The sequence below is a fragment of the Kitasatospora sp. NPDC092039 genome, from assembly GCF_044756065.1.
Lineage (GTDB): Bacteria > Actinomycetota > Actinomycetes > Streptomycetales > Streptomycetaceae > Kitasatospora.
In genome coordinates this window covers 41,341-67,791 of record NZ_JBIVSD010000028.1, presented here as the reverse complement: position 1 = coordinate 67,791, position 26,451 = coordinate 41,341, and the positions used below count along the sequence as shown (strand labels likewise).

Sequence of the window (26,451 nt, the reverse complement as noted above, 5' to 3'; positions counted from 1 at the left end):
CGATCACGCTATCCACTTCACGGCTGGGCGGGAACCTCCGCGGGGCGCTTGAACATCCGGGTGGCGGTGATCTCGCCGTGGATGGTCGGGCCGTCCGGGTCCGGCGCGGCGGGCAGGCCCGGACGCAGGTGCTCCTCCACCGAGATGTACTTGAGGCCGGCCCGCAGGTCGGCGTCGTTGCGCAGCCGGATCACCAGCGGGAACTCGGCGAGCGCGGTGGTGTCGAACAGGCCGGTGGTGTAGATCAGCTGGACGCCGAGCGCGTCGGCCACGGCCCGCTGGAGCTCCAGCAGGTAGGTGGCGTTGGCGCGGCCGATCGGGTTGTCCAGGAACAGCGTGCCCGCGTGCCGCAGTTGGGACTGGCCGCGGTCGTTGGCGCGCAGCGCGGCCATCGTGCAGTACAGCGCGATCGCCGCGGTGAGCAGCTGGCCGCCGGAGAACACGTCGGACATCTGGCCGACGCCGACCCGTTCGGCGCGCAGCACCGCGTCGGGCTTGAGGATCTCGACGCTGACGCCCTTGGGACCGATCGCGGCGGCGACCCCGCGCAGCAGCAGGGACATGCCGTCGCGGCGCAGGTCGCTGTTCTTCCTGACCGCGGCGCGGGTGGCCTCGTCGATGACCTCGCCCAGGCGCTCGACCAGGGTGGCGTGGTCCGGGTCCTCGAAGCGGATCCGGAGGAACTCCTGGCCGGACCACTCCCCCAGGCCCTCGGGCAGCCGGGACAGCCGCTGGGCGGCGCGCAGGGTGGTGAGCGAGGACTCGACCAGGCCGCGCAACCGGTCCACGATCGAGCCGCGGTTCTTTTCCAGCTGGGCGAGCTCGTCGGTGAGCACCCGCAGCCGGGGCGCGAAGGCGGCGGCCCAGGCAGCGGCGTGCTCGGGCAGCGCGGCGGCGGGCAGTTCGCGGATCTGCTGGCGGGCGGGGGTGCGGACGGCCTCGTAGCGGGCGGCGTTGGCGTGCCGGACCAGGGCGTCGGAGGCGTCGCGGACGGCGAGTTCGGCGGAGGACAGCTCGCCGGCGGCGGTGCGCAGGGCGCGGCGGGCCTCGGTGGCGCCGGTGCGGGCCTCGGCCAGCGAGCCGAGGTACGGCTCGACCGGGTCCTCCGGGTCCTCCTGGTGGTCGCGCAGGCCGTCGCGCAGCTGGCCGGCCAGCTCGTCGAAGTCGGCGGCGGCGGCCTGGGCGGTGTCGAAGGTGCGCTGGAGGTCGGTGTGGGCGGTGCGGGCGGCGTCCAGGGCCTCGCGGCGCTCGGCGAGCCGGCTGGTGGCGGTGCGCAGCAGGGCCTGGGCGTGCTCCGGGTCGGTGGGGACGAGGTCCTCGGGCAGCTCGGTGTGCGCCTCGCCGTCGGCGGGGGCGGAGCGTTCGGCCTCGCCGCGCAGCCGGCCGAGCTGCTCGCTGGCGACGGCGGAACGGGCCTCGATGGTGGCGACCAGTTCCTCGGCGCGGGCGGCGGCGGCCTGCCGCGCCGGGCCGTCGGCACCGTCGGGGCTGCCGAGGAGCTCCTCCGCGCGGGTGCGCACCTTGTTGGTGAGGCGGTCGAGCTCGGCCGCGGCGGCGGCCTCGTCGCCCTCGGCGCGGGCCTGTTCGGCGCGCAGGTCGGCGCCGACGCCGACCTTCTCGTACAGCTGGGAGGCGGCGCGGTAGGCCTCGCGCAGGGCGGGCAGCGCTGCGGGGGCGGTCTCGACGGGCTCGTCGGCCTGCTCGGCGGCGGGGATCTCGGCGCGTTCGGCGCGCAGCGCGCGGGCCGTACGGCGGGCGTCGTCGGCGGCGCGCTGGGCGGCGCGGCGGTCCTCGTCGCAGGTACGGGCGCGTTCGGCGCACAGGGCCTGGCGGCGGTCGCACTCGGCGGCGTCCTCGGCGAGTTCGCGCTGACGGCGGGCCCAGTTGCCGCGCTCGCGCAGCCGGAAGGCGAGGCCGGAGAGGGCGTCGGCGCGGCGGCGGGCGCGCTGCGCGGCCTCGCGGTGCTCCTCGTGGGCGGAGGCGGCCGCGGCGTGGTCGGTCTCGGCCTCGTCGTGGTCGGCGCGCAGGGTGGCCAGGGCGGCGGCGGCCTGCTCGGCGTGCTCGCGGGCGGCCTCGGCGGCGGCGGCGAGTTCGGCGAGGGTGCCGGGCGGGCAGCTGGCGTGCCAGGAGGCGAGGCGGGCGGCGAGCGCGCGGTCGGCGCCGAGGCGGCCGGCCAGTTCGCGGATGTGCTCCTCGCGGGCGCTCGCCCGGGCGCGCAGGTCGCGGCGCTCGCCGTCGGCGGCGGACTCGTCGTGCATGGCCGGGTTCGGCGGGACGAGGAAGAAGGCGGGCTCGTCGGTGATCGGGGCGATCAGCGAGGCGGCGGCGCCGACCGCGACGGTGGAGCGCGGCAGCAGGGCGGCGGCCTGCAGGGCCTCGCGGGCGCGCTCCAGCGAGGCCGGGTCGGTGACGACCACGCCGTCGACCAGTTCGGGGCGGGCGGCGAGGATCGCGTCGTGGTCGGCCGGGTCGACGGACTGGGCGAGGTAGCGCCAGCCGGGCAGGGCCGGGATGCCGTGCTCGGCGAGGTACTCGACCGTGGCGAGCACGTCCGGGCCGGGCGGCAGCAGGCCGCCGTCGCCGAGGGCGGCGAGGATGCGGGAGTCGTCGGCGGCGGCCGTCCGGAGGTCGAACAGGGTGCGTTCGGCGGTCGCGATGGACTCGTCGAGGAGCTCGCGCAGGTACTCGGCGTTGCGGTCGAGCACGGCGGGGGTGAGGAAGCCCGCGTCCTCCTCGGCACCGTCCTGGTAGGCGGTCAGGGAGAGCAGGTCGGCGAGGCGCTGTTCGGTGGCGAGCAGGGCGGCGGTGCGCTGCTCGGCGGCGAGGGCCCGGGCGGCGTCCTTGCGGGCGTCGCCGGCCCGCTCGGCGGCGAGTTCGGCGCGCGAGGTGGCGGCGGCGGCCTCGCGGAGCCGGGCGGCGGAGGCCTCGGCGGCGGCGCGGGCCTGGGCGAGCGCGGCGGCGGCGGCCTTCTCGACGTCGGCGGCGTGCAGCGCGGCGCGGGCCGGGTCCACGTCGCCGTCGGCGTCGATGAAGCCGGCCGAGACGGCGGCCTCGGTCTCCTGCTCGACCTCGGCGAGGCGCTGGCGCAGGTGCTCGGCCTCGCTGCGGGCCTTCTGGGCGGCGGTGGCGGCCTCGGTGGCGTCGGACTGCGCCTTGCCGCCGTCCTGCTGGAGTTCGCCCGCGCGCTCCTCTTCGGTGTCGGCGCGGGACTCGGCGGCCGCGGCGGCGGCCTCCAGGGCGCGGGCCAGGGCGGTCGCGGCGCGGGCGCGGGCGGCCAGCGCGGGGGCGGCGTCCAGCTCGGCCTCGCGGATCGCGGCGGCGACCCGGGCGACCCGGTCGGCGGCGGCGCGCTGGCGCAGCACCGCCTCGGCGGCCTGCCAGGCGGAGTGCAGGGTGCGGGCGTCGATGAGTTCGCGGCGCAGCGCGGCGGCCTCGGCGGTGGCCGCGGTGAGGCTCAACGTGGCGTGCCGGTGGGTGAGTTCGTCGGTGATCAGGCTGTGCCGGGTGCGGTCGGCCTCGGCCGCGGTGACGGCGCTCGCGGCGGCGGCGACCTCGATGGCGAGGTCCTGGGCGCGGTCGCGTTCGGCGGCCGCGCGCGAGGCGAGGGCGTGGGCGAGCCGGCGGGTGCGGCGCTCGGCGGTGCGGTGGGCCTCGCGGACCGTCTCACGGGCCGTGGTGGCCTCGGCGATACGCTCCAGCAGGTCCAACGACCCCGCGGTGAAGTCGCGTTCGGCGGTGAGTTCGGCGCGGCGGCCGAGCTTGGCGGCGAAGCCGTGCACGAGGTCGGCGAGGCCGTCGGTGTCCCGGGTGTCGGTGACGGCGCGCAGCAGGAGGTCGGTGAAGTCGCTGTCGTGCTTGACCGCGAAGAGACCGGCCGCCTCGCCCTCGTCGGCGTTCATCTCGCGCTGGTAGCGGAAGAGTTCGGGGTCGAGGCCGAGCTCGCCGAGGTGCTCGGTCCAGCGGTCGTGGCCGTCCTCGAAGACCAGGTCGAGGTGGGAGTGGGCCTTGCCGGCCTCGGTGAGGGCGTCGCGGAAGCCCTTCATGGTGCGGCGGCGGCCGCGGGCCTTCTGGTCGCCGGCCAGGCTGACCCGCTCGGCGACCGGCAGCGAGTCGAGGGTCAGGCCGGGGCCGGGGCGGAAGGAGTACCAGGTCTCGGCGAACTTGCGCGGGTCGGAGGAGACCTGGCGGCCGCGCCACTCGCTGACCTTGCCGACCACGATCAGCTCGCCGGTGACGGTGTGCTGCCACTCCAGGGCGACGTGGCCGCAGTCGTCGGCGAGCAGGAACTTGCGCAGCACGCCGGAGCTGGCGCCGCCGAGGGTGTTGCGGTGGCCGGGGAGCATGACCGAGAAGATCAGCTTGAGCAGGACGGACTTGCCGCCGCCGTTCTCCAGGAAGAGCACGCCGGCCGGGGCGGGGCGGCGGACCGGGCCGTCGGGGTCCTCGCCGAACAGGCCGATCTGCTGGGGGGCCGGGTCGGCGACCGGCTCGCCGACGCCGCGCAGGTCGAGCACCGTGTCGGCGTAGCGGGCGCCGGCCGGTCCGATCGAGTAGAGGCGGACCCGGTTGAGCTCGTACATGTGCGGCGGTTCTCCGTGGCTTGCGTGGCGTGAGGGATGGGCGGCGGGCCGGTGCGGGGCGGGTGGGCCGCGGCCGGCGCGGTGGGGGCTCCGAGCGGGTGGACCCGGGCCCCGGACTCAGAGCGAGTGGAACGGCAGCCCCGCGTCGGCGACCAGTTCGTCGCCGGTGTCCGGCGGCAGGAGGCTGGCGGTGCCGTCGGAGACCGGGACGATGCCGAGGTCGAGCAGTTCGGCCATGGCGGCGCTGCCCGCCAGGTCGCGCACCTGGAGCTGGTAGCGGGCGGTGGTGCGGTAGGTGCCGCCGGAGTCGTCGGAGACCTTCTGCAGGAAGCCGGAGTCGACCAGGAACAGCACGGCCTTGGCGACGATGCCGATGGTGGAGCCGGAGAGCCGGCGGGCGTCCTTGGTGGCACCGGTGGCGGTGCGCCGGGCCCACACCCGCCACGCGGCTTCCAGGCCTGGGGCGTCGGAGGCCGGGTCGGTGTTGGCGCCCTCGGCGTCGGCCTGCTCCTCCAGGCGGCGACAGGCCTGGCGGACGAAGGAGTCGACGCCGTTGACGGTGATCCGGCCGAGGTAGCCGTCGTCGGCGAGGTCCTCGGGGCGGGGGAAGGCCAGCGCGGCGACGGCCAGGTGGGCGAGGCCGTGCAGGAAGCGGTCGGTGGACTCGGAGGCGGCGCGGCGCGAGTAGTCGCCCATCCGGACGGCGAACAGCGAGTCCTCGGCGGCGGCCACGGCCATGCCGGCCCGCGGGGAGACCTCCAGGACGACCAGGCCCATGCCGGTGGCGATGGCGTCGGCGAGCCGGGCGAACGGCGGGTCCTCGCGGTGGCGGCGCACCAGTTCGGCGTACTCGGCGTCCCGGGCGGGCAGCAGCTTGGCCTGGAGGCCGAAGGAGACCAGTCGGGCGGCGTCGGCGACGTCGGCCGGGGTGATCGGCGCGGGGGCCGCGGGTTCGCTCTCGGCCGCCCAGGACGTGTCGTGGTGGGTCGTCACGGGCGGTGCTCCTCGGGGGTGGCGCGGTGGTTACGGTTCGTCAAGGTGGGTTCCGGCGGGTCTGGTCCCGGAGGGCCGGCCCGGTGCGTGCTTCCCGGCCGTCAGCCGGCGTCCTTGCGGTCGGCGGCCATGCCGACCGCGTCGAGCAGGGCGCTGCCGACGATCAGGTCGGCGCCGCCGAACTCCTGGTCGCGCAGCGGGGTGCCGTCGTCCACGGCGAACAGCAGCCGCTCCTCGCCCTGGCGGTAGGCGGTGCCGACCGGCGGGCTGGCCGCGTGCACGGCGAGCAGGGCGACCAGGTACGGGAGGTCCGGGTCCTGCTTGCGGGCGTCGGCGAGCAGGCCGGAGAGCCGGCGGGGGGCGTCCGGGGGCAGGTCGAGCAGGACCATCGCGGACTCCAGCTGGGCCTCGGAGAACCGGCTGTCGTCCGGGGTGGCGACCAGGTCCGGGTCGGGCAGCTCGGCGCCGAGGTGCTCGCGCTCGACCGGCGGGGTGAGCAGCAGGTCGACCAGGTCGGCGACGCGGACCGAGACGGGGGTGCGCAGACCGGCGCCGCGGGCGAAGAACGCGCCGGTGGGGCGGACGGCCTGCTCTATCGGCAGCCGCAGCACGGGGGCGAGCAGCTGGCCGTAGAGGTCGATGCCGCTGCGGGCGCCGGGGGTGGCGAAGGCCTGCCGGTCCTGCTCGGCGCGGAACAGCGGGCCGGCCTCCAGCAGGCGGGTCTGGAGCTGGGTGTGGCGCCGGATGCAGTCCTTGACGATGTCGACCAGCTCGGCGGCGCGGCGCTTGTGCTCCGGCTCCTCGGCCTCGTCGCGGGCCTTGCGGATGTTGGTGAGAATCGCGTTCTCGTGCCGGTAGCGGTCCGCGATGTGGTCCAGCGCCTCCTCGATGAGGTCCGGCACGGCGCGCATCCAGTCGACCGCCCGGACGTTGCGGCGGGTGGCGTCCAGGGCGCGGCGCAGCGTCTCGGCGTACTGGACGGTGCGGTAGCGGGCCTGCTCGGCGGCGAGCTGGGCGTCGGCCAGGCGGCCGCGGCGGATCAGCACCTCCAGCTTGACCTCGGCGGCGATCTGGGCCGAGGTGACGTCGGTGTCGAGCGCGCCGACCAGGACGTTGACCGCCTCGTCGGTGGTGCGCAGGTAGACGCCGCCGTCGGGGCCGGGGACCTCCTCGATCAGCTTGAAGTCGTAGTCGCGGCGGACGTACTCGCCGTCCGCGCCGAAGGTGCCGTAGACGGCGCGGAAGCCGCGGTCCACGCTGCCGACGTTGATCAGCGACTCCAGCACCCAGCGGGCGACCCGCTCGTGCTCGGCGGCGGGGCGGCCGGCGGCCTGGGCGGCGACCCGGGGCAGCAGCCGGGCGAGCACTATCTCGCGGTCGGCGCCGGTGTCGAAGTCCATGTGCAGGGTGACCAGGTCGATCGCGGCGAGGCCGACCTCGGCCATCGCGTAGCCGCCGTACTCGCCGGCCAGGTTGACCTTGCGGTTGTCCAGGTCGTGCAGCGGGGCGGTGCAGGCCAGCGCCTTGAGCCGGCGGGCCAGGCCCTCGTCGGCGGCGGGGCCGGGCGCGGGGCGCACGGCGGCCGGACCGGCGGGCGGTCGGAGGCCGGGCCCGGTGGGCGGGTCTGCGATGGCGGTCACGGAGGACAAGATTAGAGGTTCGCACCGACATCGACCGAAACGGACCTTGCGGGTGGGCGTAACGGCAGGTGGGCGGCGGTGCGGGAGGCCGGTTCAGAACGCGGTTTCGACGGGATTCCGCCATTGCCGGACCCGTGTTCGAGAAAACCGTGAGGGCGGCGCGTCGGTTCGGTGATGATCGACCCATGATCACCCGACTGGCCAAAGCGGGCCTCGCCGCCGCGCTGTCCGCGACCACCCTCGCCACCGGCGCCGTCCTCGCCACCGGCGCCACCGCCGCGGCCGCGCCGGCCGCCACCGCGTCGACCTCCGCCCAGCACGTGACCGTCGCACAGAACGGGAACTACCCCGGCGGGTTCTTCACCACCGGCAACATGGCGGTGGGCTGGACGTCGTCCGGCACCGCGGACCTGGCCGGGCCGACGCACATCACCCTCGACCTGCCGCCGGGCGTCACCACCGACGGCGCGATGTTCTTCGCCACACCGCAGGACTACACCTTCACCTCGGTCCTCTCCCCCGACCACCGCCACCTGGAGGCCGTGTTCACCGCCACCCGGGCGGTCGGGAGCTACAACTTCATGAAGCTCAACCTGGCCACCACGCCCGGCGTGCCGATCGCCGGCACGATCACCGCGACCGTCGCCAACCCGAACGACACCGACCCGACCGGGCACGTCTCCAGCTACGACCTCGTCAGCAGGAGCTACCCGCCGGCCACCGTCCAGGCCGCGCCGGCCGTCACCGGCCTCGGCACCACCACCGGCCCGGGCGCGGGCGGCACCGCCGTCACCGTCAGCGGCAGCAACCTGGCCCACGGCATGGTGCTCGTCGGCGGCGGCCCCGCGCCCGGCGCCTGCACCGACACCGCCTGCACGGTGACCACCCCGGGCGGCTCGGGCAGCGCCCCGGTCAGCGTGGTGACGCCCGGCGGCACGGCCACGGCTCCCGCCGCCTTCGACTACACCGGCGCCCCGCCGCCGGCCCCGGCCGCCCCGGTGGTCAGCAGCCTCTCCCCCGCCTCCGGCCCGGCCGCCGGCGGGACCAGGGTGAACGTGATCGGCAGCAACCTGATGTACGGGACGGTGGCCTTCGGCGGGGTGCCGGCCGCCCACGTCTCCTGCGGGCCGTCCTTCTGCACGGCCACGGCCCCGGCGGGCGCCCAGCCCGGACCGGTGGGCGTCACGGTCACCACGGCGGGCGGGACCAGCGCGCCGGTGACCTACACCTACACGGCGTAACGGCCGGGCGTGGCGCAGCGCCCCCCCCAGAGGGCGTACCGCCCGCCGTCGGTGCCCGGGTTCCGCGGAGCCCGGGCACCGACGCGTTCCGCCCACCGACCGGCCCGGACCGGCGCGGCGCCGCCCCGGGGCGTGCGGTCCCCCGCACACGCCGCGGCGCCGGCCGGGCGCTCCGGGTCACGGACAACGGCCTTCATCCGCAGGCCCTACCATCTGGCTCAACAGCTGCTGGGAGGCGGACGGGCGTGGCCGATGCGGTGATCGATCTCAATGCGGACCTCGGAGAGGGGTTCGGACGCTGGACCCTGACCGACGACGAGGCGCTGCTGTCCGTGGTGACCAGCGCCAACGTCGCCTGCGGGTTCCACGCCGGTGACCCGTCGACGATGCGCCGGGTCTGCGCGCTGGCGGCCGAGCGCGGGGTCCGGATCGGCGCCCAGGTCTCCTACCGCGATCTGGCCGGTTTCGGCCGCCGCGCGATGGACGTGCCCCCCGAGGAGCTCGCCGACGAGATCGCCTACCAGATCGGCGCCCTCCAGGTGTTCGCCCGCGCGGCCGGCTCCAAGGTCTCCTACGTCAAGCCGCACGGCGCCCTCTACAACCGGGTGGTCGGCGACTCCGAGCAGGCCGAGGCCGTGGTGGCCGGCGTGCTGCGGGCGGGCGCCGTCTGCGACGGCCCGCTGCCCGTGCTCGGCCTGCCGGGCTCCCTGCTGCTGGAGGTCGCCGAGGGCGTCGGACTCCCGGTGGTCGCCGAGGCCTTCGCCGACCGCGCGTACGCCCGCACCGGCTCCCTCGTCCCGCGCCGCGAGCCGGACGCGGTGGTGCACGACCCCGAGTCGGTGATCACCCGCGCCGTCGGCATCGCCCGGGACCGCACGGTGGAGGCCTCCGGCGGCGAGCGGATCGCCGTCGAGGCCCGCTCGCTCTGCGTCCACGGCGACACCCCCGGCGCCGCCCAGCTCGCCTGGCGGATCCGCGGCGCCCTGGCCTCCGCCGGGGTCCGGGTGGAGGCCTTCACGTGACGGAACCGCACCTCACGGCGGGGGCGGCGCGCCCGGCGGCGTGGACGGTGCGCCGGGTCGGCGACCGGGCGCTGCTGGTCGAGCTGCCCGGGACGGCCGAGGTGACGGCGCTGTACGACTGGCTGGCCGAGCGCCGGGAGGCGGGCGAACTCGGCGCCGTCGAGGAACTGGTGCCGGCCGCGCGCACCCTGCTGCTGGACGGCGTCGCGGAGGTCGACGCGGTGGCGGCGCTGCTGCGCACCGCCCGTCCGACGGCGGCCGGGGCGCCGCACGGGCCGCTGGTGGAGGTCCCCACCGTGTACGACGGCGCCGACCTGGCCGAGGTCGCCGCCCTGTGGGGGGTGTCCGAGGAGGCCGCCGTCCGGATCCACACCGAACCCGGGTACGTCGTCGCGTTCTGCGGCTTCGCCCCCGGCTTCGGCTACCTCACCGGCCTCCCGGCGCGCTACGAGGTGCCGCGCCGCTCCACCCCGCGCGGCTCCGTCCCGGCCGGCTCGGTGGCCCTGGCCGGTCCGTACACCGGCGTCTACCCGCACCCCTCTCCCGGCGGCTGGCAGCTGATCGGCCGGACGGCGCTCCCCCTCTGGGACATCGACCGCGAGCCGCCGGCCCTGCTGGCGCCGGGCACCCGGGTCCGCTTCACGGCGGAACGGGGCTGAGGGGAGGCGGAGTTGAGCGAGCTGGTGGTGGAGCGGCCGGGACCGCTGACCACGGTCCAGGACCTCGGGCGGCGCGGGGTCGCCCACCTCGGGGTGCCGAGGGCCGGGGCGCTGGACGAGCCCGCGCTGCGGGCGGCCAACCGGCTGGTGGGCAACGACCCCGGGGCCGCCGGGCTGGAGACGACGCTCGGCGGGGTCGTGCTGCGGGCCGTCGGGCCGGTGCTGGTCGCGGTCACCGGTGCGCCCTCGCCCGTCCGGGTGGACGGCCGGCCGGCCGCCTGGGGCGCGCCGTTCGTGGTGCCGGCCGGATCGGTGGTCGAGGTGGGGGCGGCGACGGGCGGGGTGCGCGGCTACCTGGCGGTGGCGGGCGGGATCGCCGTCCCGCCGGTGCTCGGCAGCCGCTCGGCGGACCTGCTCTCCGGGCTCGGGCCGGCCCCGCTGACCGCCGGGGACCGGCTGCCGGTCGGCGCCCCGCCGCCGCACCGGGCCCGGCCCGAGCTGGTGCCGCTGCCCGCTCCCCCGGCCGAGTTGGTGCTCCGGCTGCGGCTCGGACCGCGCGCGGACTGGTTCGCCCCGGAGGCGGTGGCCCGCCTCGGCCGTGACCGGTACCTGGTCTCGCCGACCGGCAACCGGGTCGGGCTGCGCACCGAGGGCCCGCCGGTCGCCCGCGCCCGGGAGGGCGAACTGCCCAGCGAGGGCATGGTGCTGGGCGCGGTACAGATTCCGCCGGACGGGCAGCCGGTGGTGTTCCTGGCCGACCACCCGACCACTGGGGGCTATCCGGTGATCGGCGTCGTGCCGGTCGGCGACCTCGCGGCCGCCGCCCAGGCACGGCCGGGGACGCCGGTGCGCTTCGTGCCCCTGCGGGAGCGCTGAACGACGCGCGGGGTCCGCGCTCAGCGCCCCAACAGCAGCTCGGCGACGACGCGTTGGGCCCGGTCCAGCCGCACCTCGCCCTCCTCGGCCGCCCAGACCGCGTTCTGCAGCACCCGGGCCAGCGTCCAGGCCGCCGCCACCTCGCGGTCCAGCTCCAGCGCCTCCGTCAGCAGGTCGAAGCGCCGCCGCAGCGCCCGGGCGGGATCGCCGGTGGCCACCACGTCCGCCCAGCGGTTGCGCAGCGCCGGGAGCAGTTCGAAGCCCGGGTGGCCGGCCAGCGGCTTGGGGTCGATGGCCAGCCAGGGCGCCCGGCCGCTGCCCGGGAGCGGGGCCAGCACGTTGCCGTAGTGCAGGTCCCAGTGCAGCAGGCGGTCGCCGGGCTCGGCGCGGACCTCGCGCAGGGCGGCCGCGCAGTCGGCGAGCAGGTGCCGCTCGGCCGGGTCGGCGAGGGAGGCGGCTGCCGCCGGGGACCGCTCCAACAGCCGGGCCGACCCGTCCGCCAACGTCCGCAGTCCGGACGGCGCCTGATACGTCGTCATCTCCCGCAGCAGCTCCGCGATCACGCGCAGCGCCGCGAGGTCGTCGGGCAGGTCGAGCAGGGAGCGGCCGGGGTCCAGCCGCTCCAACAGCAGGGAGCCGGTGGACGGCTGGTGGTCGAGCAGCCGGACGGCACCGCGGCCGTCCCAGCTCCGCAGGGCGAGCGGTTCACCCACCGTCTCCTCGTCCACGGGCTGGAGCTTGAGCACGGCCGGTGCGCCGTCGGCCCGCAGCACGGGCAGCACCAGAGCGACCATGCCGTGCGCGACCGGCCCGTCCGGGAGCAGCTCCCAGCGGTCGAGCAACTCGCCCGCCAGGGCGGGAAGTCGGGCCGCCCAGGCCCGGCCCTCAGCACCGAGGAACTCCTCCAGGGACGCGGCCAGTGCGGGCGGGACCTCGACGGGCATCGGGCGGGCTCCTCTCGGGCGGTGCGCCTCAGCCTACGGCGGGTTCGAGCCCGGTCGACCCGGGGTCTGTCGGGGCCGGGCCCGCCGGTCCGCGCTCATCCCTGCCCGAGCGCCTCCGCCGCGGCGGCCGCGAAGCCGTCCGGGTTGTCGAGCATGATGTTGTGCCCGCAGTCCGGCACCGCCACCACCCGTACGCCCGCGGCGCGGAGGGCGTCGGCGCCGGTCGGCTCGCCGTCCGCCTGCGGGTGGAGGAAGGTGCGCGGGAGGTCGAGGCCGAGCAGCATCTCCCGCATCGTCGGGACGGTCGCCCGGGCGAGGTGGCGGGCGCTGCGGTACACCGCCTCCGGGCCGGCCAGCCGCATGGTGGACCACCAGAACGGGCCGACCCGCTCGGCCACCTCGTCCCGGCCGCCGGCCAGGAACTCCTCCTCGGTGTAGGCCGCGATGCCGCTGCTGCCGGGGTTGCGCCGGTCGAGGTCGATCCGGTCCAGGTTGGCGTCCACCAGGAGCAGCCGCTCGACCAGGTCCGGGTGCCGCTGGGCGAGGACGATCGCGACCGCCCCGCCCATGCTGTGGCCGACCACCTCGACCCGGTCCGGCCCGGCGGCCGCCACCGCCGCCGCGACGGCGTCCGCGTGCTCCTCCAGCGTGTAGCCGAAGTCCGTCGGCCGGTCGCTGAGGCCGAAGCCGAGCAGGTCCAGCAGCAGCGAGCGCCGCCCGGCGAGCCGTGGATGGACGGCGGCGGCCGCGAAGTAGGCCGGCGAGGTGGCGCCGAGCCCGTGCAGGTAGAGGCGGGCCGGCTCGGCGCCGGGCAGTTCGACCCAGCGGATCCGGTCGCCGTTCGGGGTGACGGGGGCCTCGCGCATGCTCAATCGCTCCTCTTCCAGGGCTTGCCGGTCCGGGCCGCCGGCCCCGAAGACCGGGGAGGCGGCTCCGGGGTTCCGGCGGACGACCAGGACCATACCTCGAATTCGAGGTATCACGTAACCGATATACCCACACCCCGAGGGAACGATCTGAGAGAGTGACCCCATGCTGAAGCTCGCCATCCTCGGGTTCCTGTACGACCGCCCCCTGCACGGCTACGAGCTGCGCCGCCACCTCGCCGCGCTCACCGGCCACGTCCGCCCGATCAGCGACGGCACGCTCTACCCCGCGATCAAGCGCCTGGAGGCCGACGGCCTGCTGGTCCGCGAGACCGAACCGGGCAGCGCCGCCGCGCCCCGGCACACCCTGCACCTCACCGAGGCCGGCCGCGCCGCGCTGCTCGCCCGGCTGCGCGAGCCCGAGCCGCTCGACGTCAGCGACGAGAACCGCTGGTTCACCCTGCTCGCCTTCCTGCGGCACCTCGCCGACCCCGCCGCCCAGGCCGCCGTGCTCCGCCGCCGGCTGTCCTTCCTCGCCGAGCCGGCCAGCTTCTTCTACGAGGGCGACCGCCCAGTCGGAGCCGAGGAGTTCGCCGACCCGTTCCGGCGCGGCCTGCTGCTGGTCGCCCGCGCCACCACGGAGGCCGAACTCACCTGGCTGCAAACGACCCTGGCCGACCTGGAGGGCGGCCCGCGGTAGGCCGCACCCGGCGGCGGGCGGGAACCTCGGACACTCCCTGCCCTGACTCCGGACGCGCCGCGGCCCGCACCGACCGTCGAACGGTCGGTGCGGGCCGCAGGCGAGAGGGTCCGGCGCCTCGGGGCGGGATCAGTGCTGGTGATAGGCGTGCACCACGGCGTGGCCGCGCCCCCGGCCGATCATCCACTTGTTGACCGGAACGGTCAGCACGAAGGCCAGGGCCAGCGCGCCCGCCAACGCCACCCAGAACAGCAGGTCCCCGAGACCGGCGTCCATCGCCCCCGGGACGGTGACCATCACGGTGTTGTCGATCAGCTCCATCACCAGGATCGACACGGTGTCGGCGGCCAGCGCGACCTTGACCGCGGCGCCGACGTCGAGGCCGGCCCTCAGCACGCCGCGCATGGTCAGCGCGTAGCCGAAGACGAAGGCCAGCAGGATCGAGAGCACCACGGTCGCGCCGTTGTGCAGGCCGAAGGCGGTGCCGAGCACCATGCCGAGGATCTCGCCGATGGCGCAGCCGGTGAGGCAGTGCAGGGTCGCCTGCGCGGCCATCCGCCAGCTGGTGCCGCCGGCGCCGTGGGCCTGGTGGTGACCGGCGTGCGCCCCGTGGCCACCGTGGGCCGGGTGGCCGTGGTGCGCCTGGTGGCCACCGTGGCCGTGCCCGTCGTGCCCGTGCTGCTCATGGTGCTCGTGACCGGCGTGCAGCTCGTCGGTGTGCTCGTGGTGCTCGTGCCGCGCGGGGTGCGCCATGTCGTCCTCCATTTGCCCCGGCGCCCTGTTCGGCGCCACTTCCCTCGCTCCGTCGCTACTCGAAGATATACCCCCCTGGGGTATCACGCAATCCTGTTCCGACGCCCTCTTCCACCACGCACCCGCCCGTGTTCCGATGAGCGGCATGACAGACGAACGACGCGAGGGCTACGACGGAACGGGCGCGGGCGCGATCACCCCGGACGGCTGCGCCGTCGAGGTGTGGAGCCGCCTCCCCGCGGGCGACGCACCGGACGTGGTCGAGGCCGCGGTGCCGCCCGGCGCCCGCATCCTGGAACTCGGCTGCGGCGTCGGCCGGATGACGCACCCGCTGACCGACCGCGGCTTCACCGTGACGGCCGTGGACGAGTCCGCCGAGATGCTGGCCCGGGTCCGCGCGGACGTCCGTACGGTGCGCAGCCCGATCGAGGAGCTGGACCTCGGCGAGCGCTTCGACGTCGTCATGCTCGCCTCCTTCCTGGTGCACGCCGGCGACGAGGCGGTCCGCCGGGGCCTGCTGAGGACCTGCCGCCGGCACGTCGCCGAGGACGGCTGCGTCCTGGTGCAGCGCGAGGGCGAGGACTGGCACCGGAACGTGCCGCGGGAGAGCTCGATCGGCCCGGACGCGCGGGCCCGACTGGTCTCGGTCACGCCGGTCGGCGACGGCGTGGACTCCGTGCGCTTCGAGTACGTCTTCCCGGACGGCACCTGGACGCAGACCTTCCTGACCCGCCCGCTCAGCACCGGGGCGTTCGAGTGGGCGCTCGCGGAGGCCGACCTGGTGGTCGAGCGCTACCTGACCGCGGACCGCACCTGGGTCCGGGCCCGGCCGGTGCCGTAGCACGCGCCCGGAAAGGGCTCCGGACCGGCGGCGATCCCGCGCGCGAAGCCGGAACGAAGGGTGAACGGAGAACCGTCACCTTCACCCCGTACCATCAGCCGCGCGCCGGGCTCGCGCGCGGCCCGTGGGCCGGTCGGGTCACGGCGGTCCCGCACGCCCTTCCGACCCGCAAGGACCAGCCCATGCCGCCCCTGCTCCACGCCCGACGGATACCCCCGGCGGGTGCCCGGTGACCGAATGGTTCCACGGGGCCGTCCTCGGCCTGATCCAGGGGCTCACCGAGTTCCTGCCGATCTCCTCCAGCGCCCACCTGCGGGTCTTCTCCGCCCTGTTCGGCTGGAAGGACCCGGGCGCGGCCTTCACGGCCGTCACCCAGCTCGGCACCGAGACCGCGGTGCTGATCTACTTCCGCAAGGACATCGCGTCGATCATCAGGACCTGGGCGCTGTCGCTGTTCCGGCCGGCGCTGCGCTCGGACCCGGACGCGCGGATGGGCTGGTTCGTGATCATCGGCACCCTGCCGATCGGCATCCTGGGCAAGCTGTTCCAGGACACCATCGAGACCCACCTGCGCGACCTGCGGATCATCGGCACCACCCTGATCGTCTTCGGTCTGGTCCTGGCCTTCGCCGACCGCACCCGGGCCGTCCGGCACGCCCGTCCGATCACCGACCTGACGCTGCCGCACGCGGGCATCTACGGCCTCGCCCAGTCACTGGCGCTGATCCCGGGCGTGTCCCGCTCCGGCGGCACGATCAGCGCGGGCCTCCTGCTCGGCTACAGCCGGGAGGCCGCGGCCCGCTACTCGTTCCTGCTCGCGATCCCGGCGGTGCTCGCCTCGGGGGCGCTGGAGCTGTTCAAGATCGGTGAGGGCCCGGCCCCGGCCTGGGGGCCGACCGTCCTGGCCACCGTGATCGCCTTCGTGGTCGGCTACGCGGCGATCGCCTGGTTCCTGAAGTACATCTCGTCCCACAGCTTCATGCCGTTCGTGGTCTACCGCGTACTGCTCGGCGTTCTGATCATCGGACTGGTCATCGGCGGCGTCCTGGCCCCGGACGCGGGCGCGGTGAAGTAGAACCGGGTTTCAGGAACGGGGGACCCACGCACTGCGGGGACCACGGAAGACGAGTGGGCCGGGACACCGACGGGGTGTCCCGGCCCACCGAACGTCAATGCCCGAGGGCGGATCCGACAACCGGCGCCCGAGGGAATCGTCGGACAGCCCTAACGCCCGAATTCCCGGGCGGCGGTCAGTCGGCCGCGTACGGCGGCATGGACCTCGGCCTCCTCGGCCGGGTCGGCGGCAAGCCTGCGCAACCGCTCCAGCACACGCGCGTCGCCCGTGGTGGCGACGTGGCGCGCGGCGAGCTCACGCGTGGACTCCTCGCAGTCCCAGAGGCACTCGACGGCGGGCCCCTCCGGAAAGTGCACGTCGGTCGCGGCCAGCGCCTGGGCGGCGCGTCCGCGCAGTTCCGAGGAGGCGGCCTCCCCGTAGATGTGACGCAGGACCGGTACGGCCTCGGCGGCGGCCAGCCGCCCCGCACCGTCCACCAGGGACCCGAGCCCGGTACCGCCGACCCCGCGCACCGAGACCCAGCGGCGCAGCCCGGCCACCACCAGCGGCGCGTCGGCCGGCTCCCCGGCGTCGGCGAGCAGCTGGACGGCGGCCTCCCCGAGCGCGCTGTCGGCGCCGCCGCTGGACGGGTCGGCCCAGCGGCGGGCGTGCGCCAGCACCTCGGGGCCGCGCATCCGGCCGAGCAGTTCCAGGGCGGCGCGGACGATCCGGTCGTCCACGTCCGCGGCGGCGGCCTCGATCAGCTCGACGGCGGCCGGGTCACGCTGGTCGACCAGGTGGCGCAGGGCGGCCCGGCGGGCGCCGGGCAGGCCGTCGCGGGCCGCCTCCAGCAGCAGCGGGCGGTCCTCCGGCCGGACGACGGCGGTCAGGCAGCGGGCGGCCGCGGCGGCGCGGCGGTCCACCGCGTCGGGGCCGGACGACGGTTCGGTGCCGCGCGCGGACTCCGGTCGGGCGTCGGGGCCGCCGAGGAAGGCCCCGGCGCCGAGGCCGCCGAGCTCGCCCTGGTCGGCCCAGGCCAGCACGTCGGCGGTGGACCAGCCGGGGGTGACGCCGCTGCGGTTGATCTGGCGTTGCCACAGGTCGAAGGGTGACTGTTCGCTGGCCGCCGCCACTCTGGGGTGGTAGGCCGCCCACAGCCGCCAGGGCCGGGGCTCGTACGCGTTGCGGATGAACTCGCGCAGCTCGGCGTCGCCCTCGGGGCCCGGTGCGAAGCGGTCCAGCACGGCGGTGCCGAGCAGCAGCAGGCCGCGGTCGTCGTCGCGCAGGGCGAGCTCGTCGAGGGCCCAGGACCAGTTGGCGCCGGTGGCGGCGTACTCGCGCAGCATCAGCAGCGCGTCGCGCCGGCCGTACGCGGCGAGGTGGCCCAGGACGGAGAGGGCGAGGCCGGTGCGGCTCTCGTCGTCGGTGACCAGGTCCTCGGCGGAGTGGAGGTGGTCCTCGATGCCGTCGAGGGGGGCTTCCAGCTCCATGTAGATGCGGGCGTAGTAGAGGGAGCGGCTCTCGACCTGCCAGTCGGCTCGCGGATCCCTGGTGACGCACTCCTCCAGCGCGGCGATGGCCTCGGCACGGTCGGCGGCCAGCGCGTGGAGCTGCCCGTCACCGCGGCCTCGCTGGAGGAGGCCGAGGAGGCTGGCACTGGGTGCTATCACTGGCTCGAACATGAGGTCAGCATCCGTTGCGGCGGTCGTAGTGGCAACGGGATTTCCGTCGCCGGGGTCTGTGGTCGGTACTGCGGTGGGCGCCCGGGCGCCGGAATCACCGAAGGTTACCGCCTCGCGCCCCCGTCCGCACACAGGGCGACGAGCGCTCCGGCCACAGTGGCATATGCCACTGGAATTTTGCCTGCGTTCTCCAAATCGCCCACAAGGATGACGACGCTGTGCGACAGTCTTCTCACTGTCCGAACGGCCCGCACCGCGCGGGCCGTACCCGAGCGATGGGTCCGCCATGAACATGCCATTAGGCGCCACCCGCCCGCCGGGAGCCGCCGCGATGGACGGCGCCCCGACGGGCGGGAGCAGCGCGGCGGGCGCCGGGCGCGCCGCCCGCCGCACCACGGCCGACGCGCCGGGCACCGCGGGCGGGGACGGCGCGGGCGACGCCGACGGCGGAACGGACGGCAGAGTGGACGGCACGGCGCGGGAGCCGTCCGGCCCCTACCTCGGCGACGGCGGCGACCACCACGGGGCCGGGATCGACGACGGCCTGCTCGGCTCCGCCGAATGGGACCTGCTGACCGACGGCATCCTCTGGAGCCCGGAGACCTACCTCCTCCTCGGCTGCGACCCGGGACACGGCCCGCTCAGCCTCGACCGGCTGCCCGACCGCCTCCCCGAGGCGGACCGTCCGCTGCTGCGGCGGATGATGACCGACACCCTGGTGCACGGCCGCCACGCCGCCGGCACCCTGCGGGTCCGCCGGCCCGACGGACGGCACGACGGCGTCGAGTGCGCGGGCGAGCCCGTCCTCGGCACGGACGGCACCGTCGTCGCACTGCGCATGCTGCTCCGCCCGGCCCCGCCGCTCTGAGCCGACGGCCGGGACGGGAACCGCGGCCCCGCGAAGCCCTCAGGTCAGCCGCGGCCGGTTCTTGGCGTCCGCCGCCCGCAGCTGCCGGCCCAGCACCTCCCGCAGCTCGTCCACCGCCGGCAGCCCCCGGTACTGCGCGGTCAGCCGGTACATCTCGCGCAGCCGGTCCCAGGTACGGTGCGAGGAGTTCTGGCCGATCAGGTTCATCACCATCTTGGCCTGGAACTGCGCCGCGTCCGGCTCGCCGGTGAGCAGGTGCACCGAGGCCAGGGTGATCCGGTCGAACAGCGCCGAGCGCAGCTGCCCGGTGCCCTCGCGCAAGGTGATCACCCGCTCCGCGTGCCGGCGGGCGTCGGGCGCCGCCGCCGGGTCGTGCTCGGACAGCGTGCGCAGCACCAGGGCCTGCATGCCGCGCAGTTCGGCCTCGTCGAACACCTGCATCCACGAGGGCGGCGGCTCCGGCGCCTCCTCGCCGAACAGCTCCTCGGCCTCCCCGAGCAGCCGGTAGGTGTCCTGGGAGTGCCCGATCGAGGCGTGCGCCCAGGCCTCGACGGTGTTGAGCATGGCGCGGGTCCTGGGCATCAGCCGCCCGCCGGTCGCCTTGGCCGCCGACATCAGGTCGAGCGCGTCGTCGGCCCGGCCCAGGTGCACCATCTGCCGCGCGGCCCGGGAGATGGCCTCGCCGGCCCGCGGCCGGTCACCGGCCTCCTTGGCCGCGTCCGCCGCGATCATGAAGTACTTCTGGGCGGTGGGCTCCAGGCCCACGTCGTGCGACATCCAACCCGCCAGCACCGCCAGGTTGGCCGCGACCAGCCACAGCCGCCGCTCCACGGCGGGCGCGTGCCGGTGCGTCAACAGGCCTCCGACCTCGTTCAGTTGGCCGACCACGGCCTTGCGCTGCAACCCGCCGCCGCGGGCCGCGTCCCAGGCCCGGAACACCTGCACCGAGTGCTCCAGCGACTCCACCTCGTCGAGCCCGACCGGGCCCGCGTCGTACACGTCCACCACCGGGTGCGCTCCGCCCCCGGTGACCACCTGTCGCGGCCCGGGGACGGAGGCCGCGTAGGCGACCGCGTCCCCGCCCAGCCAGCCCTTCAGCGAGTCGGCGATGACCGCCCCGGCCGTGAGCGCGGCTCCGGCGCCCACCAATCCACGTCGGTTCAGCATGAGGTCCATTCCCGTGAACTCGGTGAGGACCGCGGCTGTTCGATCCGGCGACCATGGCACTGCTGCGGGCGCTTCCGCTCCGGACCTGGTGGGCCGGTGTCGTTCCAGACCGAGGTCCTCAGTGGTGACGACACGTCCGAGCCGCTCCGTGAACACGGCCGCCAGCACCCTCGGCACCGGATCGCGCGGGATCTCCCCCTGCTCGATCCAACGCCGTACCCTCGACGTGTCGGTGGACAGCTGCAGCTGTCCCATCGCGGCACCCCGACGGTTGACCAGCCGCGCCAGCTCGCCCTTCGACCATCCGGTCAGGACGAACAGATCGGCCAGTCGGGTGTTGGGTTCCCTGCTCAACGAAGCCCCCAGGTTCCTCGGCTGATCCGAGGCTAGAGGCTCCGGCAAGTGCCAGGCGAGCATTCGCCACCGTTCGCCAGGGCCCGCCAGACTACTAAGCCAGTGCCCGACGGGTGTGTTGTAGAGGTGCGCCACTTCGCCCCCCGGGTCGGGCGGCGTCCCACCAGCGTCGGGGCATGTCCCCCGACGGTGGCACGGGGCGCTCCCGGTCCTCACCCGAGGGGGTGGCGCGGCCGGGTGGCGCGGGAGCGCCGGGCACGGCCACGGCACTCCGGCCGACCGCATTCCCCAGGGTGCGGACGGCCGGAGCACCGCCGAACAGGGGTTCCTGACCCCGCGTCCGTGCCCGGCGCCCGCGCACCACCCACCGCACCGCACGAAGCACCGCAGGACCTACCGCAGCACCCGCAGGGCCGCCGTCACGCCAGGAAGCACACGGCACCGGCCCTCCCCCGCCCCCGCGGGGCAGCACCCGCCGACGGACCGGAAGGGACCACCCTCAGCCCATGTACTCCTCAGCGACGACCCCCACGCCCACCGCGACCCGCCCCGCGCTGCGCCCCCCCACCGCGGCCGCCGGCCGCACCGGCCCCAGGGCGGTGCCCCCGGCGGTACGGCCCGCGGCCCCGCGCGGCGCGGAGGGCCGGGCCACGGACACCCGGGTCGTCCCGACCGGCCGTACGGCGCTGGGCCCCGCCGGCCGTACGGCGCTGGGGCTGCGCGGCCCGGAGACCGCGCTGCCGGCCGGTGGCCGGATGCCGCTGGCCCGGCAGGCCGACGGCCAGGTGCTGCGGGCGCGGCGGCCCGGCCAGCCCGGCGCCGGCGGCCCGGAGCGGATCGACCCCTCGGCGCTCCAGACCCCGGCGGTCCGGGCGGCGCTCGCCAGTGTCGCGCGGATATGTCCCGCGTTCACCCCGCGCCAGGTCCTGCGCGAGGGCAGCCGCCACATCCTGGTGGCGGGCACCATCGGGCGGGCTCCGGTGGTCGCCAAGTGCCTGGCGCCGCAGGCGGTGCGGAGTGAGTACTTCGAGCAGCTGGTGGCCGACTTCCACCACGAGGTGGCGGTCTACCGGGCGTTCGTCCGGCACCGTCCGCCGGTGCGGCTGCCCCGGCTGGTGGCGGCCGACCACGACCGGTGCGTGCTGGTCATGGAGCGCGTGCCGGGGCGCCCGGCGGCCCGCGAGCGCCACCCGGTCAACGCCCCCACCCCGGGCGAGGTGCGGGCGCTGCTCAACGCGGTCCGCACGCTGAACCTGTGGCGGCCGCCGACCGACGTCTTCCAGCCCCGCCTGGACTACCAGTTGGAGATCTCCCGCTACCACTCGGTGGGCCAGCTCACCGACCGGGACGCGGGCGACCTGCGCGGCCTGCTGCACGGCCTCGGCCACACCCCGCTCCAGCTCTGCCACGGCGACGCCCTGCTCAGCAACATGCTGCTGGCGCCGTCCGGCCCGGTGCTGGTCGACTGGGAGCAGGCCGGCTGGTACCTGCCCGGCTACGACCTCGCGGTGCTCTGGAGCGTCCTGTCCGGGGACACCGCGGCCCGTCGCCAGATCAGCCAACTCGCCCAGAGCGGCGGCACACTGGCCCGGGACGCGTTCCTGGTGAACCTGGTGCTGGTGCTGATGCGGGAGATCCGGCTGTACGACGTGCCGGGCGCCGGCGAGGAGCAGCGGATCATGATCCGCCGGCTCTACGACGACGCGGCGCTCGCCCGCCGGGCCGTCCGCGCCGCGGTCGGGACGCGCTGAACCGCGGGTCCGACGGCAGGCCTACGGCCGGGCGCCCCGTTCGAGGGCGGCCCGGCCGGCGGCCTCCAGCACGGTCTCGTCCGGGGCCAGGTGAACCCGGCTGCTGAGCACGTCCCGCAGGTAGCGCTCCAGCGGGTGGCGCCGGCTCAGGCCGGGGTTGCCGGTGAGGGCGACGGCCTGCTGGACCACCGCCGTGGCGGCCCGGGTGGCCAGCAGGTGGGCCGGACCGGTCCGGGCGACGGCCTCCGGCTCGCCCCGGTCCACCCGGGGGGCCAGGCCCTCGACCAGTTCCTCGGCGCCGATCAGCTGGGCCTCGATCTCGCCGAGGGCGGTCCGGTAGCGGGGCAGGGTGCCGAGCGGCTCGGTCAGGTTGGCCGGGGTGCGCTGGTTGAGGAAGCGGATCAGCCAGGCCTCGGCGGCCCGGGCGACGCCGATCGCCACCGCGGAGAGGGCCAGGTCGTGCCAGGCCAGCGTGAGTTCCGCCTCGGCGTCGGCGCCCTGACGGGCCGTCCGGCGACCGGCCGTCAGACCGAGCGCGAGGTCGGCCTGCACCCGGACCCCATTCAGCACGACGTCGTGGCTGGCGCTGGCCCGCAGGCCGAGCTGGTCCCACGTCGGGTCGATCTCCAGGCCCTCGCTCTCGCCGCGGACCAGGAAGGTGCCGACCCGCGGTTCCTCCTCGTCGGTCCGCGCGGTCACCGCCATCCAGGCGAGCGCCTCGGCGCCGGTGCAGTACGTCTTCCGGCCCGTCAGCAGCCAGCCGTCGCCGTCCCGTCGGGCGACCGTCCCGGGCAGCTCGCCCGCGACGGCGCCGGGCTCCGCGCGCAGCGTGTTGACCAGCGCCGGACCGCGCCGGGACTCGGTGAGCAGCCGCCGGTAGCCGGCCGTCGGCCAGTCGGCCCGGCGGGCCTGCTCGGCGTGCCGGAGCAGGGTGAAGGCGGTGACCACGGCCACCGAGGCGTCCCCGCGGCCGAGTCGGGACAGCACCCGGACGGTGTCGGCGAGCGTTCCGCCCGGACCGCCGTACCGCTCGGAGACGGTGAGGGTGAGCAGTCCGGCCTCGTGGACGGCCTCGATCCCCTGGTACGGGAAGGTCGCGTCGCGGTCGTGCTCCTCGGCCCGGGCGGCCAGCAGGTCGACCACCCGGGGCAGACCGGCCAGGGCGGCCTCGACCGCGGTGCGGTCGGGCGCGGGGCCGGTGGAGCCGGCCGGACCGGCGGGGGTGGAACCGGGGCCGCGGGAACCGGTGGAGGTGGAGCCGGGACCTCGTGAACCGGTGGAGGTGGAGCCGGTGGATTCGGGATGGCCGGAATCCGACCGGTCGGAACCCGCCGACCGCGGAGAGGTCCGGGAGCGGCGCCCGACAGGGGCCTCCTCGACCGGAGCGGTGTCGGCGGGAGCGTTCCCGAGCGAACGATCGACGGTCGAACGGTCGTCGGACGAACCGGTGACGGACGAACCGTCGGCAGTCGGACGATCGGCGGTCGAACGGTTGGCAGTCGAACGGTTGGCGGCGCGGGTCGTCATGGTGCGGTGCCTCCGGGCGGCAGCGTGGGCTCGGCGAATGCGGGCGGCACGCCGTACGGGCGCGCGGTTCCGATCGGCGGCCCCGGAGGCCGGCTCACGGCCCACCCCCTGGTGTCGGCGCCGACCGGACACCCGGCCGACCACCCGCCGCCGGGGGACGGATCCCCCTCAGCGGCCCGGACACGCCGCGCTGGCGGTGCGCCGCAGATCCAGATGCCTGCGACGGGTCAGCAGCGGAAGACGGCACGGCATGTCCGCGACTGTACGAACCGTTGATCGATACCGTCAAGCAGCGTCCGGCCCCCGGGCGGAGCGCCCGGCCCCACCGGGACCGGCCACGCCGGGATCAGCCCTGCTGGAACATGTCCGCCGGAAGCGGCTTCAGCAGCTGATACAGGTCGTCCGAAATCGGTCGGTCCCAGGAGGCGATGGTGACCAGGACGCCGTCGCTGCGGCCGAACTGGGCGCAGAACACGCGCTCCTCGCTGACCTTGACCTTCTTCACGATCAGCAGGTCGTCCCCGAGCATCACCGGGAAGTCCTCGGCCGAGACGAACTCGACCGGCTCGTCGTTCTCCAGCGCCGCGAGCAGCTGCCGCACCTCGAAGGGCACCTCGTCGCCGGTCTCCCGGGCGGGCGAACCCTCGGGGAGGTTGCCGATGAACATCGCCGGGCCTCTGCCGCCGAACAGGTCGTAGCGCAGGAAAATCCCCTGGCAGGAGCCGTCCGGGCCGGTCATCATGGCCGCACCGAAGTCACCGGGCCAGTCGCCCGGGTCCATCGCGAGCACGTCGAAGTCCGGGCCGGCGGGCTGTCCGGAGCGACGGCGGAGAAAAGACATGGGAACATCGTACGTGTCCGGCACACCACGCTCGCGAGGTGGGTGGGGCGCCGCCGGGGGACGAGCGGGAGATCGACGCTCAGAGACCAATGTTGACTCTGAGCAACCGTCCGGGCTACGTTCGGTTCAGCACGACAGCCGTTCTGGGTTTCACCCTTCGGGGGGACGGCATGTCGCAACGCGGCCCTACACGCGTTTCCCTCACCGTGCATTCGTCGTGCCGAACTGCCGAGCACCCAGCTTCGTCGTCGCACACCGCACGAACACACAAGCCAACAGTTCCATGCATCACAAGCCAGATCCGCGGGGCCCCGGCCCGTCGCTCCCGTGGATCTTGCTCGGGACGCCGCCGCGTGGGGGCGTGCGGGTCCCGAGCGTCGGTGCCGTCGTCCGAGTCGCTCTCGGCTTCAGCACCAGCCTCCCGGCGACTGCCGGCCCCTTCGTGGGGCCGGGACCGGCCGACGCACCCCGGTGCGCAGGGGATGACTGGGAGGATGGCCTGGCAACACTGCCGGGCCGCACAGCAGGCGCCGTGTCTGGCCGCGTGGGGGCGGTGGGCACGGCGTCTGCCCGTGCTCATACTCTGAGCTGCGTTTGTCTAACAGTCAACAGAAATTCTGACGGGGCACGCTCAATAGATCATCAGTTGTGATGTTCGGACCCGAAGGACCACCCGCGGAGCGGACCCCCTTCGATCGGGGTCCGCTCCTGTGGTGACTGGCCCGGCGGCCTCCTCGGTCGGCCGCTCAGCCGGGCCCCTCCGGGGGCCTTCAGCAGGGCCTTCCGCCGGGTCTTGCCGGGAAGCCTCCCGGCAAGTCCTCAGGTGAGGTCGAACTCGCCGTCCCGGGCGCCGAGCACGAAGGCCCGCCACTCCGCCGGCGTGAAGACCAGGACCGGCCCGTCCTCCTGGCGGCCGTCCCGCATCCCGATGTAGCCGTCCACGAAGGCGATCTGCACGTCCCCGACGCCCTGGCTGCTGCACAGCCACTCCGCCCCGGTGAAGTCCACCTTGGGCTTCCCGTTCGGGGCCAGCTGCGGCTGCGCCCCTCCGGCCTCCGTGTCCGTCCCGCTGTTGGATCCCACTGACCGATCTCCTCCCGACGGCGTTCCGGGGTCAGCCTAGCCACACCGCCCGGCCCCGGTCAGCGGGTTGACGAGGACTCCTCCAGGCAGGGACGGACACCGCCGGAGGAACGCTTGAGGCGTGTCCCGGCCGGTGGCGGTGGCGGGCAGCTGCCAGAGTGCTGCCAGGACGCCCTCCGACCGCCTTCCGGCCCTTGAGGGGCGGGCGGACCCGGCGGCGCGGAGGGGCGGGGCCGTCGACCGTCCAGGAGTCCTGGCGGGGCCGTGCGGGCCCGCCGGGGCCCGAGTGGCCCCGGGTCGCTCGGCCGACTGTTCGACATGACCGCTTGGCCCGACTGCTTCGCCCGACCGTTTTTCCCGACCGTTTTGCCCGAACGATCCCCCACCGAACCGCTCAAGGGAGCAGCCGATGAGCCGCCGGGACGGCACCCGCGCCGACGTCATCCCCATCTCCGACGCCCCCTCGGCCCATCCCCCGGCACCCCGTACGCCTCCCTCGCCCACCTCGTTGCCCCGGCCGACCCCCGCCCGGCCGGCCCTGCACGGGCGGGTCGGGATCGTCCTGGTCTCGCACAGCCAGGAACTGGCCACCGCCGTGCGCTCCCTCGCGCTCGCGTTGACCGGATCCGACTCCCCCGCGCCGGTCGCCGCGACCGGTGGCGACCCGTCGGACGGACCGGGCATCAGCGCCGTCCTGGTGGCCGCCGCGACCCGCCGGGTGGACCAGGGCCACGGCGTGGTGGTGCTCGCCGACCTGGGCGGGGCGGTCACCACCGTCCGCGCGCTGCTGTCCGAGGCGGACGAGCACGGGCTGCCGTTCCCGGTGCGGTTCGCCAACGCCCCGTTCGTCGAGGGCGCGGTGGCCGCCACCGCGACCGCCACGGCGGGCGGGGACCTGGCCGCGGTGCTGGACGCGGCGGAGGAGGCCTACCGGCAGCACAAGGGCTGAGCCCGGCCCGGCCGGGCGCTGTGGCCTTGGGCGGGTGGGCGTTGTGGCTTTGGGCGGGTG

General features: G+C 75.6%; 22 protein-coding genes. 10 read left to right on the top strand and 12 right to left on the bottom strand.

Features of this window, described 5'->3' with window-relative positions; translation table 11 throughout:
• Nucleotides 1-17 precede the first annotated feature (17 nt).
• From ACIQI7_RS35760 to ACIQI7_RS35750, 3 genes are all read right to left on the bottom strand, one after another.
• Complete coding sequence (locus tag ACIQI7_RS35760) at nucleotides 18-4,580, bottom strand: hypothetical protein (RefSeq protein WP_401118185.1); 4,563 nt, start codon at nucleotides 4,578-4,580, stop codon at nucleotides 18-20.
• 117 nt (nucleotides 4,581-4,697) lie between these two features.
• Nucleotides 4,698-5,573 carry a hypothetical protein gene (locus ACIQI7_RS35755; protein WP_387759797.1) on the bottom strand — a complete coding sequence of 292 codons (876 nt, stop codon included), beginning with the start codon at nucleotides 5,571-5,573 and terminating at the stop codon, nucleotides 4,698-4,700.
• 101 nt (nucleotides 5,574-5,674) lie between these two features.
• Nucleotides 5,675-7,213, bottom strand: a complete 1,539-nt coding sequence (locus tag ACIQI7_RS35750) for a hypothetical protein (RefSeq protein WP_401118182.1) — start codon at nucleotides 7,211-7,213, stop codon at nucleotides 5,675-5,677.
• A gap of 185 nt (nucleotides 7,214-7,398) precedes the next feature.
• Between ACIQI7_RS35750 and ACIQI7_RS35745 the strand changes: the two genes are divergently transcribed.
• The 4 genes from ACIQI7_RS35745 (at nucleotide 7,399) to ACIQI7_RS35730 (ending at nucleotide 11,011) form a co-directional block, all read left to right on the top strand.
• Nucleotides 7,399-8,454, top strand: a complete 1,056-nt coding sequence (locus ACIQI7_RS35745; RefSeq protein ID WP_401118179.1) for an IPT/TIG domain-containing protein — start codon at nucleotides 7,399-7,401, stop codon at nucleotides 8,452-8,454.
• Between the two features lie 245 nt (nucleotides 8,455-8,699).
• Nucleotides 8,700-9,476, top strand: coding sequence for a LamB/YcsF family protein (locus tag ACIQI7_RS35740; RefSeq protein ID WP_401118177.1), 777 nt, complete (start codon nucleotides 8,700-8,702; stop codon nucleotides 9,474-9,476).
• Nucleotides 9,473-10,135, top strand: coding sequence for a 5-oxoprolinase subunit PxpB (gene pxpB / locus ACIQI7_RS35735; RefSeq protein WP_401118175.1), 663 nt, complete (start codon nucleotides 9,473-9,475; stop codon nucleotides 10,133-10,135). The genes ACIQI7_RS35740 and pxpB overlap by 4 nt, the downstream gene beginning before the upstream one ends.
• A gap of 12 nt (nucleotides 10,136-10,147) precedes the next feature.
• Complete coding sequence (locus ACIQI7_RS35730; RefSeq protein WP_401118173.1) at nucleotides 10,148-11,011, top strand: biotin-dependent carboxyltransferase family protein; 864 nt, start codon at nucleotides 10,148-10,150, stop codon at nucleotides 11,009-11,011.
• A gap of 20 nt (nucleotides 11,012-11,031) precedes the next feature.
• On the opposite strand, the gene ACIQI7_RS35725 is transcribed toward ACIQI7_RS35730, so the two are convergent.
• Together ACIQI7_RS35725 and ACIQI7_RS35720 are read right to left on the bottom strand one after the other, a co-directional pair.
• Nucleotides 11,032-11,955, bottom strand: coding sequence for an aminoglycoside phosphotransferase family protein (locus ACIQI7_RS35725; RefSeq protein WP_401118171.1), 924 nt, complete (start codon nucleotides 11,953-11,955; stop codon nucleotides 11,032-11,034).
• A 95-nt stretch (nucleotides 11,956-12,050) separates the two neighbouring features.
• Nucleotides 12,051-12,821 carry an alpha/beta fold hydrolase gene (locus tag ACIQI7_RS35720; protein ID WP_401118169.1) on the bottom strand — a complete coding sequence of 257 codons (771 nt, stop codon included), beginning with the start codon at nucleotides 12,819-12,821 and terminating at the stop codon, nucleotides 12,051-12,053.
• Between the two features lie 166 nt (nucleotides 12,822-12,987).
• On the opposite strand from ACIQI7_RS35720, the gene ACIQI7_RS35715 reads away from it, so the two are divergent.
• Nucleotides 12,988-13,521, top strand: a complete 534-nt coding sequence (locus ACIQI7_RS35715) for a PadR family transcriptional regulator (protein ID WP_401118167.1) — start codon at nucleotides 12,988-12,990, stop codon at nucleotides 13,519-13,521.
• Nucleotides 13,522-13,650: 129 nt separating this feature from the next.
• On the opposite strand, the gene ACIQI7_RS35710 is transcribed toward ACIQI7_RS35715, so the two are convergent.
• The gene (locus ACIQI7_RS35710; protein WP_401118222.1) at nucleotides 13,651-14,076 is read right to left on the bottom strand and encodes a DUF4396 domain-containing protein; all 426 of its coding nucleotides are present in this window, start codon (nucleotides 14,074-14,076) and stop codon (nucleotides 13,651-13,653) included.
• 343 nt (nucleotides 14,077-14,419) lie between these two features.
• Between ACIQI7_RS35710 and ACIQI7_RS35705 the strand changes: the two genes are divergently transcribed.
• Nucleotides 14,420-15,115, top strand: a complete 696-nt coding sequence (locus ACIQI7_RS35705) for a class I SAM-dependent methyltransferase (protein WP_401118165.1) — start codon at nucleotides 14,420-14,422, stop codon at nucleotides 15,113-15,115.
• Nucleotides 15,116-15,344: 229 nt separating this feature from the next.
• Nucleotides 15,345-16,190 carry an undecaprenyl-diphosphate phosphatase gene (locus tag ACIQI7_RS35700; protein ID WP_401118163.1) on the top strand — a complete coding sequence of 282 codons (846 nt, stop codon included), beginning with the start codon at nucleotides 15,345-15,347 and terminating at the stop codon, nucleotides 16,188-16,190.
• Between the two features lie 149 nt (nucleotides 16,191-16,339).
• Here the strand turns inward: ACIQI7_RS35700 and ACIQI7_RS35695 are convergent, their stop codons facing one another.
• Entirely contained in the window at nucleotides 16,340-17,851 is a 1,512-nt protein-coding gene (locus tag ACIQI7_RS35695; RefSeq protein WP_387759782.1) for a HEAT repeat domain-containing protein, read from the bottom strand.
• A gap of 286 nt (nucleotides 17,852-18,137) precedes the next feature.
• Here ACIQI7_RS35695 and ACIQI7_RS35690 point away from each other — a divergent pair, with 286 nt between their 5' ends.
• Nucleotides 18,138-18,719 carry a hypothetical protein gene (locus ACIQI7_RS35690; RefSeq protein WP_401118161.1) on the top strand — a complete coding sequence of 194 codons (582 nt, stop codon included), beginning with the start codon at nucleotides 18,138-18,140 and terminating at the stop codon, nucleotides 18,717-18,719.
• A 39-nt stretch (nucleotides 18,720-18,758) separates the two neighbouring features.
• On the opposite strand, the gene ACIQI7_RS35685 is transcribed toward ACIQI7_RS35690, so the two are convergent.
• Nucleotides 18,759-20,240 (bottom strand): hypothetical protein, encoded by a 1,482-nt coding sequence (locus ACIQI7_RS35685; RefSeq protein WP_387759780.1) that lies wholly within the window; start codon nucleotides 20,238-20,240, stop codon nucleotides 18,759-18,761.
• A gap of 755 nt (nucleotides 20,241-20,995) precedes the next feature.
• On the opposite strand from ACIQI7_RS35685, the gene ACIQI7_RS35680 reads away from it, so the two are divergent.
• Nucleotides 20,996-21,991 (top strand): aminoglycoside phosphotransferase family protein, encoded by a 996-nt coding sequence (locus ACIQI7_RS35680; RefSeq protein ID WP_387759824.1) that lies wholly within the window; start codon nucleotides 20,996-20,998, stop codon nucleotides 21,989-21,991.
• Nucleotides 21,992-22,012: 21 nt separating this feature from the next.
• Here the strand turns inward: ACIQI7_RS35680 and ACIQI7_RS35675 are convergent, their stop codons facing one another.
• The 4 genes from ACIQI7_RS35675 to ACIQI7_RS35660 all read right to left on the bottom strand — a co-directional run bounded on the left by ACIQI7_RS35675 (nucleotide 22,013) and on the right by ACIQI7_RS35660 (nucleotide 25,391).
• Entirely contained in the window at nucleotides 22,013-23,518 is a 1,506-nt protein-coding gene (locus ACIQI7_RS35675; RefSeq protein ID WP_401118160.1) for an acyl-CoA dehydrogenase family protein, read from the bottom strand.
• Nucleotides 23,519-23,686: 168 nt separating this feature from the next.
• Nucleotides 23,687-23,770, bottom strand: a complete 84-nt coding sequence (locus ACIQI7_RS35670; protein WP_350526312.1) for a putative leader peptide — start codon at nucleotides 23,768-23,770, stop codon at nucleotides 23,687-23,689.
• A 94-nt stretch (nucleotides 23,771-23,864) separates the two neighbouring features.
• Nucleotides 23,865-24,359, bottom strand: a complete 495-nt coding sequence (locus ACIQI7_RS35665; RefSeq protein WP_030288620.1) for a hypothetical protein — start codon at nucleotides 24,357-24,359, stop codon at nucleotides 23,865-23,867.
• An 819-nt stretch (nucleotides 24,360-25,178) separates the two neighbouring features.
• Entirely contained in the window at nucleotides 25,179-25,391 is a 213-nt protein-coding gene (locus ACIQI7_RS35660; protein ID WP_401118219.1) for a DUF397 domain-containing protein, read from the bottom strand.
• 460 nt (nucleotides 25,392-25,851) lie between these two features.
• Between ACIQI7_RS35660 and ACIQI7_RS35655 the strand changes: the two genes are divergently transcribed.
• A complete protein-coding gene (locus ACIQI7_RS35655) occupies nucleotides 25,852-26,391 on the top strand; it encodes a PTS-dependent dihydroxyacetone kinase phosphotransferase subunit DhaM (RefSeq protein ID WP_401118157.1) in 540 nt (179 codons plus the stop codon).
• Nucleotides 26,392-26,451 lie beyond the last annotated feature (60 nt).